The organism is Sphingomonas sp. LR59, from assembly GCF_036855945.1.
In the GTDB taxonomy this organism is placed as follows: Bacteria; Pseudomonadota; Alphaproteobacteria; order Sphingomonadales; family Sphingomonadaceae; genus Sphingomonas.
The window spans coordinates 1492690-1509890 of record NZ_JASPFL010000001.1; the positions used below are offsets into that span (position 1 = coordinate 1492690).

The 17201-nt window shown below is 65.7% G+C and carries 14 protein-coding genes and 2 pseudogenes; 10 read left to right on the forward strand and 6 right to left on the reverse strand.

What is annotated here, in order from left to right:
* The first annotated feature begins 68 nt into the window (after positions 1 to 68).
* Genes QP164_RS06730 through QP164_RS06750 form a run of 5 tightly spaced genes read left to right on the forward strand, consistent with a single transcriptional unit; the run spans position 69 to position 4566 of the window.
* Positions 69 to 1985 (forward strand): AMP-binding protein, encoded by a 1917-nt coding sequence (locus tag QP164_RS06730; RefSeq protein WP_333922634.1) that lies wholly within the window; start codon positions 69 to 71, stop codon positions 1983 to 1985.
* Positions 1972 to 2751: an SDR family NAD(P)-dependent oxidoreductase gene (locus QP164_RS06735; protein WP_277984141.1), complete on the forward strand. Its 780-nt coding sequence runs from the start codon at positions 1972 to 1974 to the stop codon at positions 2749 to 2751. Before QP164_RS06730 ends, QP164_RS06735 begins: the two co-directional genes overlap by 14 nt.
* On the forward strand, positions 2748 to 3407 hold the full coding sequence (locus tag QP164_RS06740; protein ID WP_333922635.1) for a hypothetical protein: 660 nt from the start codon (positions 2748 to 2750) through the stop codon (positions 3405 to 3407). Before QP164_RS06735 ends, QP164_RS06740 begins: the two co-directional genes overlap by 4 nt.
* Positions 3404 to 4030 carry a class I SAM-dependent methyltransferase gene (locus QP164_RS06745; protein WP_277984142.1) on the forward strand — a complete coding sequence of 209 codons (627 nt, stop codon included), beginning with the start codon at positions 3404 to 3406 and terminating at the stop codon, positions 4028 to 4030. Before QP164_RS06740 ends, QP164_RS06745 begins: the two co-directional genes overlap by 4 nt.
* Positions 4027 to 4566, forward strand: a complete 540-nt coding sequence (locus QP164_RS06750; RefSeq protein ID WP_056059421.1) for a phosphatase PAP2 family protein — start codon at positions 4027 to 4029, stop codon at positions 4564 to 4566. The genes QP164_RS06745 and QP164_RS06750 overlap by 4 nt, the downstream gene beginning before the upstream one ends.
* Before the next feature lie 108 nt (positions 4567 to 4674).
* On the opposite strand, the gene QP164_RS06755 is transcribed toward QP164_RS06750, so the two are convergent.
* The 3 genes and pseudogenes from QP164_RS06755 to QP164_RS06765 form a co-directional block, all read right to left on the reverse strand.
* Positions 4675 to 5331: a Dps family protein gene (locus tag QP164_RS06755; RefSeq protein ID WP_277984144.1), complete on the reverse strand. Its 657-nt coding sequence runs from the start codon at positions 5329 to 5331 to the stop codon at positions 4675 to 4677.
* Between the two features lie 118 nt (positions 5332 to 5449).
* Entirely contained in the window at positions 5450 to 6742 is a 1293-nt protein-coding gene (locus tag QP164_RS06760; protein ID WP_333922636.1) for a sensor histidine kinase, read from the reverse strand.
* Between the two features lie 45 nt (positions 6743 to 6787).
* Positions 6788 to 7464: pseudogene (locus QP164_RS06765) on the reverse strand (response regulator transcription factor).
* A gap of 173 nt (positions 7465 to 7637) precedes the next feature.
* Here QP164_RS06765 and QP164_RS06770 point away from each other — a divergent pair.
* The 5 genes and pseudogenes from QP164_RS06770 to QP164_RS06790 all read left to right on the forward strand — a co-directional run bounded on the left by QP164_RS06770 (position 7638) and on the right by QP164_RS06790 (position 14463).
* Entirely contained in the window at positions 7638 to 8864 is a 1227-nt protein-coding gene (locus QP164_RS06770; protein WP_277984147.1) for a TolC family protein, read from the forward strand.
* Positions 8861 to 12043 (forward strand): annotated as a pseudogene (locus QP164_RS06775) (efflux RND transporter permease subunit). The gene QP164_RS06770 and the pseudogene QP164_RS06775 overlap by 4 nt, the downstream one beginning before the upstream one ends.
* A gap of 18 nt (positions 12044 to 12061) precedes the next feature.
* Positions 12062 to 12415: a hypothetical protein gene (locus QP164_RS06780; RefSeq protein WP_333922637.1), complete on the forward strand. Its 354-nt coding sequence runs from the start codon at positions 12062 to 12064 to the stop codon at positions 12413 to 12415.
* Complete coding sequence (locus QP164_RS06785; protein WP_333922638.1) at positions 12412 to 12930, forward strand: ATP-grasp fold amidoligase family protein; 519 nt, start codon at positions 12412 to 12414, stop codon at positions 12928 to 12930. Before QP164_RS06780 ends, QP164_RS06785 begins: the two co-directional genes overlap by 4 nt.
* Before the next feature lie 369 nt (positions 12931 to 13299).
* The gene (locus QP164_RS06790; protein WP_333922600.1) at positions 13300 to 14463 is read left to right on the forward strand and encodes an IS3 family transposase; all 1164 of its coding nucleotides are present in this window, start codon (positions 13300 to 13302) and stop codon (positions 14461 to 14463) included.
* 149 nt (positions 14464 to 14612) lie between these two features.
* On the opposite strand, the gene QP164_RS06795 is transcribed toward QP164_RS06790, so the two are convergent.
* From QP164_RS06795 to QP164_RS06805, 3 genes are all read right to left on the reverse strand, one after another.
* Positions 14613 to 14750, reverse strand: a complete 138-nt coding sequence (locus QP164_RS06795) for a hypothetical protein (protein WP_165886673.1) — start codon at positions 14748 to 14750, stop codon at positions 14613 to 14615.
* 516 nt (positions 14751 to 15266) lie between these two features.
* A complete protein-coding gene (locus QP164_RS06800; protein ID WP_333922639.1) occupies positions 15267 to 16223 on the reverse strand; it encodes a hypothetical protein in 957 nt (318 codons plus the stop codon).
* 46 nt (positions 16224 to 16269) lie between these two features.
* Positions 16270 to 17187, reverse strand: a complete 918-nt coding sequence (locus QP164_RS06805) for an alpha/beta hydrolase (protein ID WP_443027426.1) — start codon at positions 17185 to 17187, stop codon at positions 16270 to 16272.
* Positions 17188 to 17201 lie beyond the last annotated feature (14 nt).

Below are 17201 nucleotides of genomic sequence, written 5' to 3' on the forward strand. Positions count from 1 at the left end.
GAGGATCTGGCCGCGCGGTTTGCCGATGGCCGCCCGGTTGCGCTGCAGGTCGATCAGGGCGTGAGCGAATGTCTCCTCGACCTCGCCTTGCTCGAAGCGGGCATACGGACCATCCCCTCCCTGCCTTTTTCACCGCCGCACAGACCGATCACGCACTCGACGCGGCGGGTGCGGAGATACTGCTGTCGGGGCCGGTGGCTGTATCGCTGGACGCCCATCCGAGCCTGCAGGTTCGCGAAGTTCGACGCAGCACACCCGCCCGCACGCTGCCCGACGGCACGGCACGCATTACCTTTACGTCCGGATCGACCGGCGACCCGAAGGGTATCTGCCTTTCGCGCGACCATCTCCTAAGCGTCGCGCAGGGGGTGGTGGATACGCTGGGTGTCCATCACGCCGGGCGGCATCTGCCGTTGCTGCCCCCGGGGATCCTGCTCGAAAACGTCGCCGGGTTCCATGCGACGATGCTGGCGGGTGGCACTTACGTCGCGCTGCCCCAGTCCGCGGTCGGCATGGCCGATCCGTTCCGCCCGGACGTCATGGCGATCCTCAACACAATCGAGCGGCAGGCGATTACGTCGCTGATCCTCGTGCCGGACTACCTTGCCGGCCTCGTCGCGGCGATGCGCGCGACCGGCATCCGGCTGCCACGCCTGACTTTAGTCGCGGTCGGGGGTGCGCGGATCGATCCGCTGTTGCTCGACGCCGCGGCAGACCTGGGGCTGCCGGTCTGCCAGGGTTACGGCCTTACCGAATGCGCTTCGGTCGTTTCACTCGACGACGGCGATCCGTCATCGCGCGGCAGCGTCGGCCGGAGCATCGGTGCCAATATCCTGCGCCTGGCCGACGACGGCGAGATCCTGATCGACGGGCCGCTTTTCCTTGGCACAGTCGGCGCGCCGCGCGCTCCGGGCCCGCTCGCGACCGGCGATCTGGGACGGATCGACGACGCCGGCCGGCTCTGGATCGAGGGGCGCAAGTCCGCACTCATCGTTACCAGCCACGGCCGCAACATTGCCCCCGAATGGGTTGAGGGAATATTGACGCGCCAACCCGCGATATTCCAGGCGATGGTACGCGGCGACGGGCGCGCGACGATCGACGCGCTGCTCGTCCCGTCATCACCGACCGCGGACGTCGAGGCCGCAGTCGCCGCCGCCAACGAAGCGCTCCCTGCCTACGCGCACATCGCGGACTGGCAGGTCGTCCCGCCGTTCACCCCCGCGACGGGACTTCTCACCGGCAACGGCCGCCTCCGCCGCGCCGCGATCGACACCGCCTATCCCGCCCAGGAGATTTCCATGGATCACGCGCCTTCAGATGTGCCCTTCTTCAACCGCCTCGTTGCCGACACCCGCGAGGCACAGGCGCGGTTTGCGATGACCCCGCAACTCGTCGCCGGGATGACCGGACGGATCACGCGCGCGGATTACATCGCGTATCTGACGCAAGCGTTCCATCACGTCCGCCACACCGTGCCGCTCATGCAGGAAGCACGGACCCGGCTTTCGCATCGACCGGTCCTGGTCGCCGCACTCGACGAGTATATCGAGGAAGAGACCGGCCACGAATTCTGGATCCTGGAAGACATCGAAGCGGCTGGGGGCGACAGCGTGGCAGCGAGTAAAGCGCCCTCTCCTGCTACGCGTGCAATGGTCGAATACGCCTATCAAACGATTCGAGAGGGTAACCCTGCCGCCTTCTTCGGCATGGTCTATGTCCTCGAGGGCACCAGCATCGCGATGGCGAGCCACGGCGCAGGCGCGGTTCAGGCGTCGCTCGGGCTGCCCGACGACGCGTTTCATTACCTGACCTCGCACGGCGCGCTCGACCAGGACCACATGGTGTTCTTCGAAACGCTGATGAACCGGATCGACGATCCCGATGACCAGCGCGCGATCATCGACATGGCCAACGCGATGTTCGCGCTGTTCGGCGGGCTGTTCGCCGGGATCGAGCTGGAGGCGACGCGTGTCCCAGCTTGAAGGCCGCCATATCCTGCTGACCGGTGCTGCCGGCGGGCTCGGCGGCCTGCTCGCGGCCCGAATGCGCACACGCGGCGCGTACGTAACAGGAATCGATCGGATCCCGTCGACTGCTTGCGACGACCATCTCGTCGCAGATCTCGCCGATCCCGAGGCGCTGGCCAACCTCACCCGCACGCTCGCAGAACGGCGCATCGACATTCTCGCCAACGTCGCTGGGCTCCAGTATTTCGGTCCGTTCGAGCGGCAGGGCGCGATGGGGATCGCGCTCGGCTACACGGTCAACCTGGTCGCACCCGCGATCCTCGCAGGCGCCGTCGTGCCGCAGATGATCGCGCGTGGCGATGGCCAGATCGTCAACATCGGCTCGGTTATGGGCTCGGTCCCCTACCCCTATTTCACCGTCTACTCTAGCGCAAAGGCCGGGCTGAAGGGTCTTAGCCAGGCGCTGCGTCGCGAACTAAGCGGGCGCGGGATCGCTGTCACGCACGTCGCCCCGCGAGCGGTCAGGACCGGCTTTAACACCGCAACGATCGAGCGTTTTATGGCGCTGACCAAGATGACCGCGGACGATCCCGCCACCGTCGCCGACCGCATCTTCCGCGCAATCGAGCGGCGCGAGCGCGACGTGTCGATCGGGCTGCCCGAGCGCGTCTTTACGCAGCTCAACGCGATGGTGCCGGGCGTCGTCGATCGCGGCATCGCAAGCCAAGTGCTGACCGCGCGCGGCCTATTCCAGGACAATTCTTCAGGAGCCCTATCATGATCGTTCGTTACGCTCTTGCCTTCGCCGCGCTCGCCTTTGCAGGTACGGCCAACGCCAGCAACAACCCGGCGATGGACGCCGCGGTGCGCCGCATCAACGATCAGTGGGCGCATATCCGCTATCAGGTCGCCGACCGGAACGAACAATATCGTCAGCTCGACGCGCTTGCCGGCCAAGCCGCACAGGTATCAGCACGCTATCCCGGCCGCGCCGAGCCGCTGTTGTGGCAGGGGATCGTCGTCAGCGAGGAAGCTGCGCGCGCCAGCGTCCTGAAACAGCTCGGTCTTGCCCGGTCGGCCCGCGAGATCCTCGAAAGGGCGCAAGGGATCGATCCGAACATCGCCGATGGCGGCGTCAAGATGAGCCTGGGCGTCCTTTATTACCGTGTCCCCGGGTTCCCGATCGGCTTCGGCAGCACGACAACGGCCCGCGCGCTGCTCGAGGCGGCGCTGAAGCAGGATCCGAACGGCCTCGACAACAACTTCTTCTATGCCGACTTCCTCAACGACGAGGGGCATCCGGCACAGGCGAAGCAATATGTCCTGCGCGGGTTGCAAGCGCCGGCGAACACGGGACGCCCGGTCTGGGACGCAGGACGTCGTGCGGAAATGCGGGCGCTGCTCGGCAAGATCAACGCAAAGCTCAAGGCGGCGTGAACCCGCTCGCCGCTACCCTCGCGCGGCAGCTTGAGAACCCTAACGGCGTGGGCGGTCGGCTAGTCGGGCATGCGATGCGCGTCGCTAACCGTCGGCCCACGCGCCTCGCGATCGCGGCGCTCGATGTCCGACGCGGCGATATCGTGCTCGATTTCGGCTGTGGTACCGGCGACGCAATCCTCGCGCTGACGACGGCAGCGGGAGCAGGACGGGTTTATGGCCTCGATCATTCGCAAGACATGATCGACACCGCCCGCCGGCGTAACCCCGGCGCGGTTTTCTACCATGCGCCGTTCACCGACATCCCGATGCCCGATGAGTGCGTCGACCGCATCCTAGCATCCAACGTCGCCTATTTCTGGCACGACGATCGCCAGGTCCTTGCCGAACTGATGCGCGTGCTGCGTCCCGGCGGACGGCTCGCAGTCTATGCGACAACCGCAGAATCTTTGCGCCGCACGGGGATCGGATGCAGCAGCACGCACCGGCTGCTCACCGTCGCGGACTTTAGGAGCATGCTCGGACCGACCGCCGAGATCACCACGGTTAAGGCGGGGTTTGGCGTGGCGGGCATGATCGGAACTTTCGATAAATCACCGCAAAAAGGGACCCTGGCGAAATGAAGGTCAAGATTATCGCATTGCTGGTACTCGCGCCGGTGGCGTGGGCCGCCCCCGCCACCGCCGGTCCAAAAGGCTGGGCAGATGCCAGCGATATCGGCCGTGACCTGCTCGTCGGTGCCGCCCTCGGCGTGCCCGCTGTTCAGGGTGACTGGCGCGGCGATCTGGACGCGGGTGCCAGCGTGCTCGTCGCTGGCGGCACGACATTCGCGTTAAAGGAACTGATCCATGAAAGCCGCCCGGATCGTAGCGACGACAAGAGCTTCCCCTCCGGCCACACCTCGGTGTCGTTCGCCGCAGCGGCATCGCTCGAGAAACGCTACGGCTGGGAAGCGGGATTGCCCGCGTTGCTGGTTGCCTCGTTTGTTGGCGTCGCACGGGTCCGGGCCGACAAGCATTATGTCCACGACGTCCTTGCCGGCGCGGTGATCGGCAGCGCCAGCGGTTTCCTGCTGACCTCGCGCCACGACGACCGCGTCCGCCTGACGCCGTGGGCGGGCTCTGGCGGCGGCGGGATCGACGTCGCCATGCGGTTCTGAGCCATGCGCTTTTGACGCGGTAGGTCAGGTTGCACGATTGCGCACCGGATCGCCCATCGGCGTGATGCCTCCCCACGGGACTGCACCACGCCAACGCTCGCCCTCTCCTTAGTTGATCGGCGCGCTCGGCGTTCCGGCGGGGGCAAGCGTGCGACCGTTGTTGAGGTCAGCACCCGTATTGGGATCGGTCGGCGTCGACTGGATCATTGCACGCATCTGCCACTGATATTTGTCGATCGCGTGCTGTACTTCCTGCAGCAGGTTGCCTGTGGTCGGATCGGTATCGTTGGTCGCTTTGATGCCCTGCCCCAGCTCGTCGCTGGTAACGCGGTAATATTGCGCAAACCACTGGATCACTTTGCCGTCGTCGACGAAACCGCCCGGGAATTCGGGAATGCGGCTGGTCCGGATGATCGTGTTGGCGCGCCCGTCGGACGAGACTCCTACACTCTGGAGACGCTCGGCGACTTCGTCGGCATATTTGGCAACGCCTTCGTAATGTTCCTGAAGCAGTTCGTGCAGCGGGTAGAACAACGTACCCGAGACGTTCCAATGCGCCTGCTTGGTCTGCAGCTGGAGCTGCTGCAATTCGGTCAGCGCCTGCTGCAGGGCTTGGATCGAGTTGCGCAAATCGCCGGCTTGCGGTCCCGAATGGACCCGGTCGGTGACGCTGTTGAGTGGGAACGGGCCGGTCTGCGGCTGGGTCTGTGCTAGCGCGGGGGAGGCGAGCAGAAGCGAAGCCGTAGCCAGGAGAACATACCGCATGGATCGTCCTTTCGAGCGAGGAACGGCGGCGGATGCAGGACGAATTCCCCATCTCGTTACGCGTCGTTTCGTCGAGGATTGAACGTGCGATCGGCACCCTGGTTGTCTAAATTCGGGTTCAGTCTTGATACGCGGGACCGATTAGCGAGACGGCACTGCCGACCTCGGCGAACCGCAACGTGAAGTCGTGCAGGTCGGCGATCGCCTTGACCAAGCTGAGCCCTAGTCCGGCGCCGTCGCAATCCTGCCGGCCGCGGTAGAATCGCTGCGTGACCAGCGACCGCTCGGCGATCGGTACGCCTGGCCCGTCGTCGGCCACGGTCATGACCACGCGCTCGCCGTCCTGCCGCAACGACAGCAGGACGCGACCGCCCGCGGGGCCGAACTTCATCGCGTTGTCGATCAGGTTCGAGACCGCTTCCATCAACAGGCTCGCATCGCCCTCGACAGAGGCGGTCGTGGCGATCTCGCAGGTCAGGTCGATCCCGCGATCCTCCGCGGTCGGGCGGTGAAGCTCGCACGCATCCTCCGCCAACCGCGCGAGGTCGACCGCGGCGAAGCGGCTGCGACGGGCGTGATCCTCCAGCTCGCGGATCCGCAGCAGCGCAGCGACGATCCCGAGCAGGGTGTCGACCTCCGCCAGCGCGGCATCGGCGACCGCCTCGAACTGCGCGCGCGTTTCCGCCTCGCGTAGCCCGCGTTCGACCCGCGCGCGCAAGCGGGTGAGCGGCGTGCGCAACTGGTGCGCGATGTCGTCGCCGACCCCGCGGACCTCGGTCACGAGCAGCTGGAGCCGGTCGAGCATCGCGTTGATATGCGCGCATAGTAGTCCGAAACTGTCGGGATCGGGGCCTACCGGCAGGCGCTCTGCCAGATCGCCCGCGACGATCCGGGCAGTGAGTGTGCGGACGGCGTCCACCTGTCGCGCCGCGCGTCGCCCGGCCGCCAGGCCAAACCCGATCGCCAGCAAGATCGCGGGGAGCAGCGCGATCGCGAGCGACCGCTCGACCACCCGCAACGCCTCCTCCGCATCGTCGAGATCAACACCGGTAAGCAGCCGCGATCCGTCGGGCATCGCGCACACGACCAGTCGCGCGGTATCGCGGGTCTTGCCCGGCAGTTCGATCGTGTCGACGTCGGCGATCACCGATGCTCGCGTGATCTCGGGGACCGGCAGACGTGCGATGTTGCCTTCGATCAGCCTGCCATCGGCGGCAAACAGCGCGAGGAAGCGATCACGGTGGATATCGCGCGTCAGCATCGCCCGGACGGCCGACTGCCGCATCGGCGCCGCCAGTGAAGCCAGATCGCGACAATCGCTCGCAAACCCGCGCTCGGTCATCCGTCGGTGACTGCCGTTCGCCAGCACCCAAAACAGCCCCGCGACGACCAGCGACTGGACGATCAGCAAAGCCGCGATCGCCCCGCCCCACCGCCATGTCGCGCGTGCGCGGGGTTAGAGCGGGACATCGGACACATAGCCTTGCCCGCGAACGTTACGGATCAGTTGCGGCTCGCCCTCGCCGTCGACCTTGCGACGCAGGCGGCCCATGTGGACGTCGACGACGTTGCTGTTGGGCTCGAAATTATAGCCCCAGACATCGCGCAATAGCATCGACCGCGTGACGATCCGGTCGGGCCGGCGGACCAGGTAATCGAGTAGCTTCAGCTCGCGTGGCAACAGGTCCAGCGCCCGCCCCGACCGGGTTGCGGTTCCCGCCAACAGGTCGAGATCAAGCGGGCCGACGATCAGCCGCGTGTCGCGTGTCTCGTTGGGCCGCCGCAGCAACGCCTCGACGCGGGCGATCAGTTCGACCAGCGCGAACGGCTTGGGGAGATAGTCGTCGCCCCCGCGCGCAATCCCCGCACCCGGTCGTCGAGACTGCCGAGCGCGCTGAGCACCAGCGCTGGCGTCCGCCGGCCCTCGGCCCGCAACCGCGCGATCAGGTCGAGCCCTTCCCCGTCGGGCAGTTGCCGATCGACGATCAGCAGGTCGACGCCGTCCCCCTGCGCCGCGAGGAAACCATCCGCCAGCAAGGCGTGGTGCGTCACCGCATAGCCGTTCGCCGCCAGCTCGAGCGTGATCTCGTGCGCCGTGCCGGCATCGTCCTCGATGAGCAGGATATGCGTCATGCGACCAGTTCGCAGGCCGGGGGACGCGCCGTCAATTGAATTGCAGTTCAGACTCTGAACGCGGATTTAATCGACGCACCGCCGACCCCTCAGCTACCGATTTTTCCAAGGGTATGTCCTTGGAGAAGCACGTAATGCGGATTGTTGCCTTGGCCCTTATGGCTGGCGCCGTCATGCCGACCGCCGCGTATGCGCAGGCCCCGACTGGCACGGCGATCTCACTCGACCGGCTGGCGCAGGACGTCGTCGCCAACAATCCCGAGCGGCAATTCTATCAACGCCAGATCGAGACGGCGGGCGTCGAGCGATCGGCCGCCGGGCGCTGGGCCGATCCCGAGACGGTCGTTGAATTCGGCCAGCGCCGCGCCGATGATCGCACGACGGGCATGCCGCTCGGCGACGGGCTGACCTATGCCGTTTCGGTCGTCCAGCCGATCGAGTTCGGCGGCCGCATCGCGCTGCGCCGGGCGATCGCCGAGCGGCAGGTGGAGCTCGCCAAGATGGGTCTCCAGCAGTTCGACGCGACGCTGGCGGCGCGCGCGCGGACGTTGGGCTACGGGCTGTTCGCGGCCGACGAGAAGGCGGGTGTCGCGCGCGAAGTCGCGACGCGGATGCGGGCGCTCGCGCGCGTGATCGTGTCGCGCGATCCGGCCGGGCCAGCCCCACGTCTCGAAGCCGCCTCGCTCCAGGCGGGCGCGATCAGTGCGGAGCGGACCGCGGCGATGGCCGATGCCGAGGCGAATTCGGCGCTGTACGAACTCAACCAATTACGCGGCGCGCCGTTCGCCGCGCGGCTGCGGATCGTCCGCCCCGACATGTCGCTCCCCGATCTTCCATCGGGTACGACGCTGGCCGCCAACGCGACCGCGAACAATTTCGAACTGAAGGCGCTGCGCGCACAGTTCGAGCAGCAGGGCCTGCGCGTCGATCTCGCGCGGAAGGCACGCCTCCCGACCGTCGGGATCGGCCCCTATTACGACCGCGCGCGTTCGGACATCCGCGAGACTAATTATGGCGTCCGCCTGTCGACTACGATCCCGCTGTGGAACCGACAGGCGGGCGAAGTTGCGGTCGAGCAGGGTCGGCAAGCGCAGGCCAACGCGACGCTGGTCAATGCCGAACGCCGCATCGCGCGCGACGTGTTCGATCAGGCCGCACAATATGAGGCGAAGCGTTCCGCGCTCGGCAAATGGGACGGCAACACGCCGCGCAGCTTTGCCGATGCCGCCGAAGAGGCCAACCGCAACTTCCAGCTCGGCGCGATTCCGCTGGCGATCTACATGCAGATGCAGCAATCCTATATCGAGGCGACCAACGCGGTGCTCGATACGCGGCGCGAGGCACTCGAGGCGCTGCTTCAGTTGCGCGCGCTCAACGGCGGCAACGCGCTCGCTCGATGATTGCCGGGCTCCTAGATTTCGTCACGCGACGCCGTCTGGCGATCGCGGTGGTGGCCGCGCTGATCGCGGCGGTCGGCCTGTGGTCGTTCGCCAATCTCCAGATCGACGCGATCCCCGACATCACCGGGGTGCAGGTGCAGGTCAACACGATGGTCCCAGCCCTCGCGCCCGAGGAGATCGAGCGGCTCGCGACGCTACCGATCGAACGCGCGATGGCGGGCCAGCCGGGGCTCGAGGAGACGCGCTCCCTGACCAAGACCGGGCTCAGCCAGGTGACGCTGCTCTACAAGGACGGCACCGACCAGATGCGCGCGCGCCAGCTCGTCACCGAGCGGCTGAACGCGGTCCGTGATCAGTTGCCGCCGGGCGCCTCGCCGCAGCTCGCGCCGATCACGACGGGCTTGGGCGAGATCTATTACTACACGCTCGAATGGAAGCGGCCGCCCGCGGGGATGGACGCGCAGCGCCAGTTGATGGAGCTGTACGAGGCGCAGGAATACACGGTTCGGCCGATGCTGCGCGCGGTCACCGGCGTCGCCGACGTCAACACCAATGGCGGTCTCGAGCAGCAGTTCGTCGTCGAGCCCGATCCGCGACGGCTGACGATGCACGGCGTGACCGCGGCCGAACTCGCGCAGGCGGTCGGCAAGAACGTCGAGAATGCGGGCGGCGGCATTATCGCGCGCGGCGCCGAGCGTTTCACCGTGCTTACCAACGGCCGTGTGACGAGCGCGACCGATATCGGCGCGATCCCGGTGAAGTTCGCAGGGGAATCCTGCCGCTCCAGGTCCGCGATCTCGCCGACGTCGTGATCGGATCGGCGCCGCGTCAAGGCGCCGCGACGCAGAACGGGCGCGAGACCGTGCTCGGCACCGTGATGATGCTGGTCGGGCAGAACAGCCGCGAGGTTGCGCTGCGGGTGCAGGACGCGCTGCCCGATATCCAGTCGGCGCTGCCCAAGGGCATGGTCGTCCACCAGCAATATAGTCGCGCCGACCTGGTCGACCGGACGATCTCGACGGTCGAGCACAATCTCGGCGAAGGCGCGCTGCTCGTCGCGCTCGTGCTGCTGCTGGTGATGGGCAACTGGCGCGCGGCGTTGATCGTGACGATCGTCATCCCGCTCGCCTTCCTCGTCACGGTCTCGGGGATGCATGCGATCGGCGTGTCGGGAAACCTGATGAGCCTCGGCGCGCTCGATTTCGGGCTGATCGTCGACGGCGCGATCGTGGTGGTCGAGAACAGCCTGAGGCTGCTCGCCGAACGCCGTCGCGCCAAGGGTGAAGACCTCACGCCCGACGAACGCCGCGAAACGGTGGCGGACGCCGCACGGATGGTAGCGCGACCGACGATGTTCGGCATCGCGATCATCGCGCTCGTCTATGTCCCCGTGCTCAGCCTCGGCGGGGTCGAGGGCAAGCTGTTCCAACCGATGGCGCAGGCGGTCATGCTTGCGATCTTCGCCGGCCTCGTCTGGACCTTCACCGTCGTCCCCGCGCTGTCCGCCTGGCTGCTCCGCGCGCCCGCGAGCGAGCAGGACGACACCCGCCACAAGGGCCTGATCGGGCTCGCCGAGCGCGGCTACGCACCGACACTGGAGCGCGCACTCGCGCATCCCAAGCTGCTGGTGATCGGCGCGCTCGTAGTGCTTGCGGTCACGTTCGGGGTCTTCAAGACGCTCGGATCGCAGTTCACGCCGCAGCTCGACGAGGGCTCGATCACCGCAATGGTCTATCGCCCGGTCGGCATGTCGCTCGAACGCAGCCTCGCAATCGAGCAGGAAACCGAACGCCAGATCCGCCGGCAATTCCCCCAGGTCAGCCACATCTTCTCGCGAGATCGGTACCAGCGAGGTCGCGACCGATCCGATGCCGCCCAACGAGAACGATCTCTACATCTTCTACGCGCCCGAAAAGGACTGGCCGACCGGCGATGGTAAGCCCAAGACCAAGGACGAACTCGTCGCGGGGATCGAGAAGATCGGCCGGCAGGTCTACAAGGGGCAGAGCTTCGAATTCGCGCAGCCGATCGAGATGCGCTTCAACGAGATGCTCGAAGGCGTGCGCGCCGACGTGTCGGTGAAGATCTTCGGCGAGGATTACGATGTCCTCGAACGTGCCGCCAAGCAAGCCAAGGCGATCCTCGACAAGCAACCCGGCACCGAGCATGTCGAGTTCGAAACCGCCGGTCGCCCCAAGAGCATCGTCGTCGAACTCGATCACGCCGCGATGCTGCGGCTCGGGCTGGGCACGGCCGAGGTGAACACCGCGATCACCGATGCGATCGCCGGCGCCGAGGTCGGCTTCATCCCCGAGGGCGAGGCGCGCCACATGATCGTCGTCCGGATGCCCGAGAGCCTGCGTGCCGATCCCGCCGCGATCCTCGCGCTGCCGTTACGCGTCGGCGAGTATGGCATGGTGCCGCTGTCGCGCGTTGCCCGGCTGCGCGTGACGCCGAAGGTCGAGCCGATCCTCCACGACGGCGGCAAGCGTCGCGCCGCGCTGATGGTGACGCTCAACACTAGCGATCTTGCGGGCTATGTCGCGAAAGCGCGCGCCGCGGTGGACGGTCAGGTCAAGCTCCCGCCGGGCTACCGGATCGAATTCGGCGGCCAGTTCCACCAGCTGGAAGCCGCGCAGAAGCGCCTGTCGATCGTCGTCCCCGCCGCGCTCGTGCTGATCTTCCTGCTGGTCTACGCCGCGCTCGGCAGCGTGAAGGAGGCGGCGATCGTCTATACCGGCATCCCGTTCGCGGTGACCGGCGGCGTGCTTGCGCTGTGGCTGCGCGGCATGCCGTTCTCAATTACCGCGGCGATCGGCTTCATCGCGCTGTCGGGGATCGCGATGCTCAACGGGCTGGTGCTGGTCGACCACATCAATTCACTCCGCGACGGCCGTGACGGCGACCCGCGCACCGTCGACGACGCGGTCCGCGAAGGCGCCCGCGATCGCCTCCGCCCGGTGCTGTCGACCGCGCTGGTCGCGTCGATCGGCTTCGTCCCGATGGCGATCGCGAGCGGTGCTGGCGCCGAGGTACAGCGCCCGCTGGCGACCGTGGTGATCGGCGGGATCGTCACGTCGACGCTGCTGACGCTGCTGCTGCTGCCGAGCCTGTATCGTTGGCTGGTCCGGGAGCGCGCGCCCGACATGCTGGCCGAACGCGCAGACCCGGCCTCCTGATCACCCATGCAGACGGACGTGATCCCCAGCACCACCACACCGCTGTTGGTGACATGGCCGCGGACGTCTCCGCTAGCCAGCTTCGGCGAGAAAGCAGGCCCGGCGCCAGCGCTGGCCGCGTGGATCCGCGTGCACCTGACCTATTGGTGGCGGCACCGGCGGCGATTGTCGATCGACCGACCGCGACGGTTCACCGAGTTCGTCCAGCGGCGCAAATTGATCGACCGCGATCCTCGCATCCCGCTGATGATCGACAAGGTGGGCGTAAAGCCATTCGTCGCCAACGTGCTTGGCGCGGATTGGGTGACCCCACCCTCTGGTCGAGCGAGATACTGCCTGGCCAGCTCCCCTTTCCCGCCCCGTTCGTCGTGAAATCGCGTCACGGCTGCAACCAGTGCCGCATCGTCCGGGATACGTCGGACGACTGGAACGCCGTCCGCTCGGCGGCAGCGGCATGGATGCGGCGGCCCTACGGCCTTTGGCTCGACGAATGGGGCTATCGTGACGTGCCGCGCGGCGTGCTGATCGAACCCTTCGTCGGCGAGGGACCGGCGCTGCCGATCGATTACAAGCTTTACGTGTTCCACGGCCGGGTCGAGGCGATCCAGGTCCACGTCGATCGTGAGACATGCCACCGATGGGTGATCTTCGATCGGGATTGGCGCGGCATGTCGACCAGTGCCGATCGTCTCGATGTCCGGCCGCCGATCAGTTTGCCGCTCATGATCGAGGGGGCAGAGGCTTTAGGACGCGGGTTCGAATTCGTCCGTGTCGACTTCTACGACACAGGCGTCATACCCCGATTTGGCGAAATGACATTTTATCCCGGCTCAGGCCTGGATCCGTTCGACCCGCCTCGATTGGACGAATTGCTCGGTAGTCATTGAAACCGAATTAGCGTCGACTAATATCTGTTAGCCGAGCTAGCTAAGCGACCCAAATGCAGACATTCGCGCGCCCTTCCCCGCTTCCCAACTTCAGACATTCGTTCACCCCCGTGCCGACTGCGCTTGGCGCATGATCGTCCGTTATCGATGTCGTACAAGGGAGAGGATAGTGGATCGTCCGCTTACCGGGTGATGGCGAACATCTGTTGCAGCATGGACGACAGGTGCCTGTCCCGGTCAGGCCGCACCGGAAGCTCCATTCGAACTCGAACGACGCCGGTAAGATAGTGGGCGATTTGCTCCACTGACGTGACCCCCGTTTTTTCCTCCAGTTGGAGCTAGAGTCCGACCCCGGAAAGGGACGGACAGATGAAGCGGAAGCAGTTTTCGGAAGAGCAGATCATCGGCATCCTGAAGGAGGCCGAGGCGGGCGCGGTAGTGACGGACCTGTGCCGGCGGCACGGGATGTCGAGCGCGACGTATTACGCGTGGAAGGCCAAGTTCGGAGGGCTGGAGGTGTCCGACGCGAAGCGGCTGCGAGCGCTCGAGGAGGAGAACGCCCGGCTCAAGCGGCTGCTGGCGGATACGATGCTCGACAACGCGGGTCTGAAGGACCTGCTGTCAAAAAATGGTGACGCCTGCCGCGAAGCGGAAGCGGTCGCGCATCTCCAGACGGCGCTGGGGATGAGCGAGCGGCGGGCGTGTGCTGTCGTCGGAGCGGATCGCAAGAGCATGCGGTACCGCTCGTGCCGGGGAGATGATGGCGACCTGCGGTCGCGATTGCGTGAGCTGGCGCAGCAGCGCCGGCGGTTCGGCTATCGGCGGCTGCACATCCTGCTGCGCCGGGACGGCATCACGATCAACCGCAAGAAGACCCAGCGGCTCTACCGCGAAGAGGGTTTGACGGTGCGTCGTCGCAAGGGACGCAAGCGTGCTGTCGGCGCGCGGGCGCCGGCCCCCGTGCTGGCGCTGCCCAACCAGCGCTGGAGCCTGGACTTCGTGCATGACCAGATGGCCACGGGGCGGCGGTTCCGCATCCTCAACATCGTCGACGACGTGACACGCGAGTGCTTGCGGGCGGTGCTCGACACCTCGATCTCGGGCAAGCGCGTGGTACGCGAACTCGCTAATCTGATCGCCGAGCGCGGTGCGCCCAAGATGATCGTCAGCGACAACGGGACCGAACTGACCTCGAACGCGGTGCTCGCGTGGTCGGGCGATGCCGGCGTCGAGTGGCACTATATCGCCCCGGGCAAGCCGACGCAGAACGGGTTCGTCGAGAGCTTCAACGGTCGCATGCGCGACGAGTTGCTGAACGAGACGCTGTTCTTCACCATCCGCCAGGCGCGCGCGATCCTCGCGCGCTGGGTCGACGACTACAACACTGAGCGGCCGCACTCCTCGCTCGGCTACGCCACACCAGCGGCCTTCGCCGCCGAACTCGAAAAGCAACGGGCGGGTTTAAACCCGCCCGTTGCTTCACCCGCGCTCCTGCGCGACAACAACGGTCGGTCTCTGGTTGCCGCTGGATGAAAAACGGGGGTCACGTCACCAGAATTCGGCCATCCGCATATCAAATCGGGGGCTTAATCATGCGCTTCTTCGATGTGGAGTCAAGAGGTCCCCAATCTGGTTGACACCAGACTGTAGGTTCATAAAGGTCTTCCCCAAGCCCAGGTGGCTCAAGCTGTCTCGCCTTCAATGGATAGAGCGTCAATCGCCACTGATATCCAGGCACCAACAACTTTGATTTCAAGATCATACGCAAGTTTCAAGGCCTGCTCAAGCTTGTCTTTTAAATTACCTAACGATTCATCCATGATTTATCTCTGTCTATTTCGGAGTTGTAGTGCCTGAATCGACGTCGGGATCATTTAGCCTCAGCGCATAACCCGGCAAAGGTTTGATCGAACTCGGCGCCACCGTCAGCTATGGCCCCCATCCTCGCGGTCTTCGCGTAAAAGAAGCGACGGAAGGGCTGCCCCGCCCCAGGCTGTACCTGTCCGCAAACAACCTGATGCCTAGAATTCGAGCCGATCACCTCACGCAATCGGGCATCCACCGGCAAGGCAAGCGCGCGCAGTATAACGGTGCGGTCAGAGCCAATCCAATCAGACCGTGCTGGGCCTCGGTCGACAAGTCCGGCTGATACGTTGCGGCCTGAGGCATGACCGCCAACTGCCGGGACCGATACCACGCGAACACTATCAGGCTGGAGCCCGACCGGAGGCGGCGAATAAAACACGAATACGGCGACGAGCAGTGCGGTACAGGTGCCAACAGCCAACAGGCCCCACCACAAATGACGCGACCGCACCATCGTGAGATCATGCATCTTACGGTCGCTGGATATTGCTAAGGACGCCGAGCCATCCGGGTGCCGCGTTGCTCAGTTCACCGTTTTTAGCGAACGCGGCCGGCCCATCGGCCGCTCCCTGCAACTTCCACATGAACCAGGCGGTGGGATATCCGAGCAAGGGATAAACACCGAGATTGCACGACGCCGGGATACCGCCGCTCGCGCAACCAGGATTGCCCTCGATCTCGGTATGGCCGCCAAGCGCAATCATCCCCATCGCCTTGTCGACCGCATCCGAAGTCGGCACGTAATAGCCCAGATTGGTCGGCAGGCTTGAGATCACATCGACGTCGCCACCGACATAGAAAATGGAACCACGGGTAACTTTTGACAGCGCGCCAAGGTCGATCGAGCAGTTCGCGACCACGCAGACCGCGCGTAGTGGGGTTTCGATTGGCACGTAGGTCTTGAACGCAGGATCGTTCCGCGAGAACAGCAAAGCCGCGGTCGCCGCACCCTGCGAATGGCCTGCCAGACCGATATTGTCGGCGTCCACCTTCCCGTAGAAAACACTACCCGGATCGCGGGACTGAGCGAGTAGGAAGTCCTTCGCGTCGGTGACCGTTTCACCCTGCCCCGTCGAGCCGTCGCGCGATCGAATGACAATGAAGCCCCAGCTCGCGAGATGGCGCAGGAAAAAGGCATTCTTCTCCGCCGGGACCGTATCCGCCGTGCCGTTGGCGAAGACAATCACAGGATGCTGAAAGCCGCTGGTCCGCCCCTTGAGCGGGTTGGCGCCAAGGTCAGCCGGATACCAGATATCGCAAAGATTGCCCTCACGGTCGCAGGCGTGGGTCGAGACGGCTGTCGTCGTGGCCCATGGACCGTCCGCCGCATAATGACGTTCGATCGGCCCTTTGGCCTCGTATGTCGCAGCCGTTGCCGGCGGCATGAGCAGCATCGCGCTTATTGCGCCCAATATTGACCAACGCATCGTTCCGTCTCCTCGAAGAGTAGCGATTAGCTTCCGGCAATTCCTGCTATTTCGTCAGCCAGCCGTGCGCGCCGAACCAGGTGAGCAGCGCGGTGCTCCAGCCAGTGCTGGTCGTGCCCGCCTTGCCGTCGAAGCCGAAGCCATGGCCGCCATGTTCGTAGACGTGCAGTTCGACCGGCCGCCCGGCGCGGCGCCAGCTGTCGGGCAGGCCATAGCCCTGCTTGCCGAACAGCTCGTCGTCGTTGGCCACCGCAACGAACAGCGGCGGAGCGCCTACGGCGACGGTCGTTGGTGCCATTGAGGGATAGATGGCGGCAAACAGGTCCGGCGTGGTGCCCGGTGCTGCTGTCTTGACCAGATCGACCCCCATGATCGCGCCAGCGGAAAAGCCGAGATAGGCGACGCGGCGTGGATCGACGCCCCATTCCCCCGCACGTGCCCGCACCAGCTTCACTGCCGCCTGCGCATCGGCGAGCGCCGGCGCAGGCGCCGGGATCACGGCACCGCCCTTTGCTCCAGCCATTGCGGCAGCTGCGAAGCGCGCCAGCGCGGCCTGTTTGAACGCGTCCAGTGAAGCCGGTGTCGCATCGAGACGGTATTTGAGAACAAAGGCAGCGATGCCATGATCTGCAAGCCAGCGTGCCGGCTTCATCGCCTCGGCCTCCATCGACTCCATCAGGAAACCGCCGCCAGACGCGATAATGACCGCAGCCCCCGTCGCCTTTGCCTTGTCGGGCAGCACGGGGAGAAGTGTAGCGGATGCGACGTTGCGGACCGTGGGGCGACCGGCGAGCGTGAACCAGCTTTCCGCCGGCATGCCGGGCACACCGCCAGTGCCCAGTGCAATCGCGCCGGTTTGCGGGGGTGTCGCGATCGGTTCGACCGGGATGCCCTGCGCCGTCACCGCCGTGGGGAGGGCAAAGGCAAGGGCAGTGACGAACAGGCTGAAGCGGTTCACGGGCATGCTCCTAGAGTGAA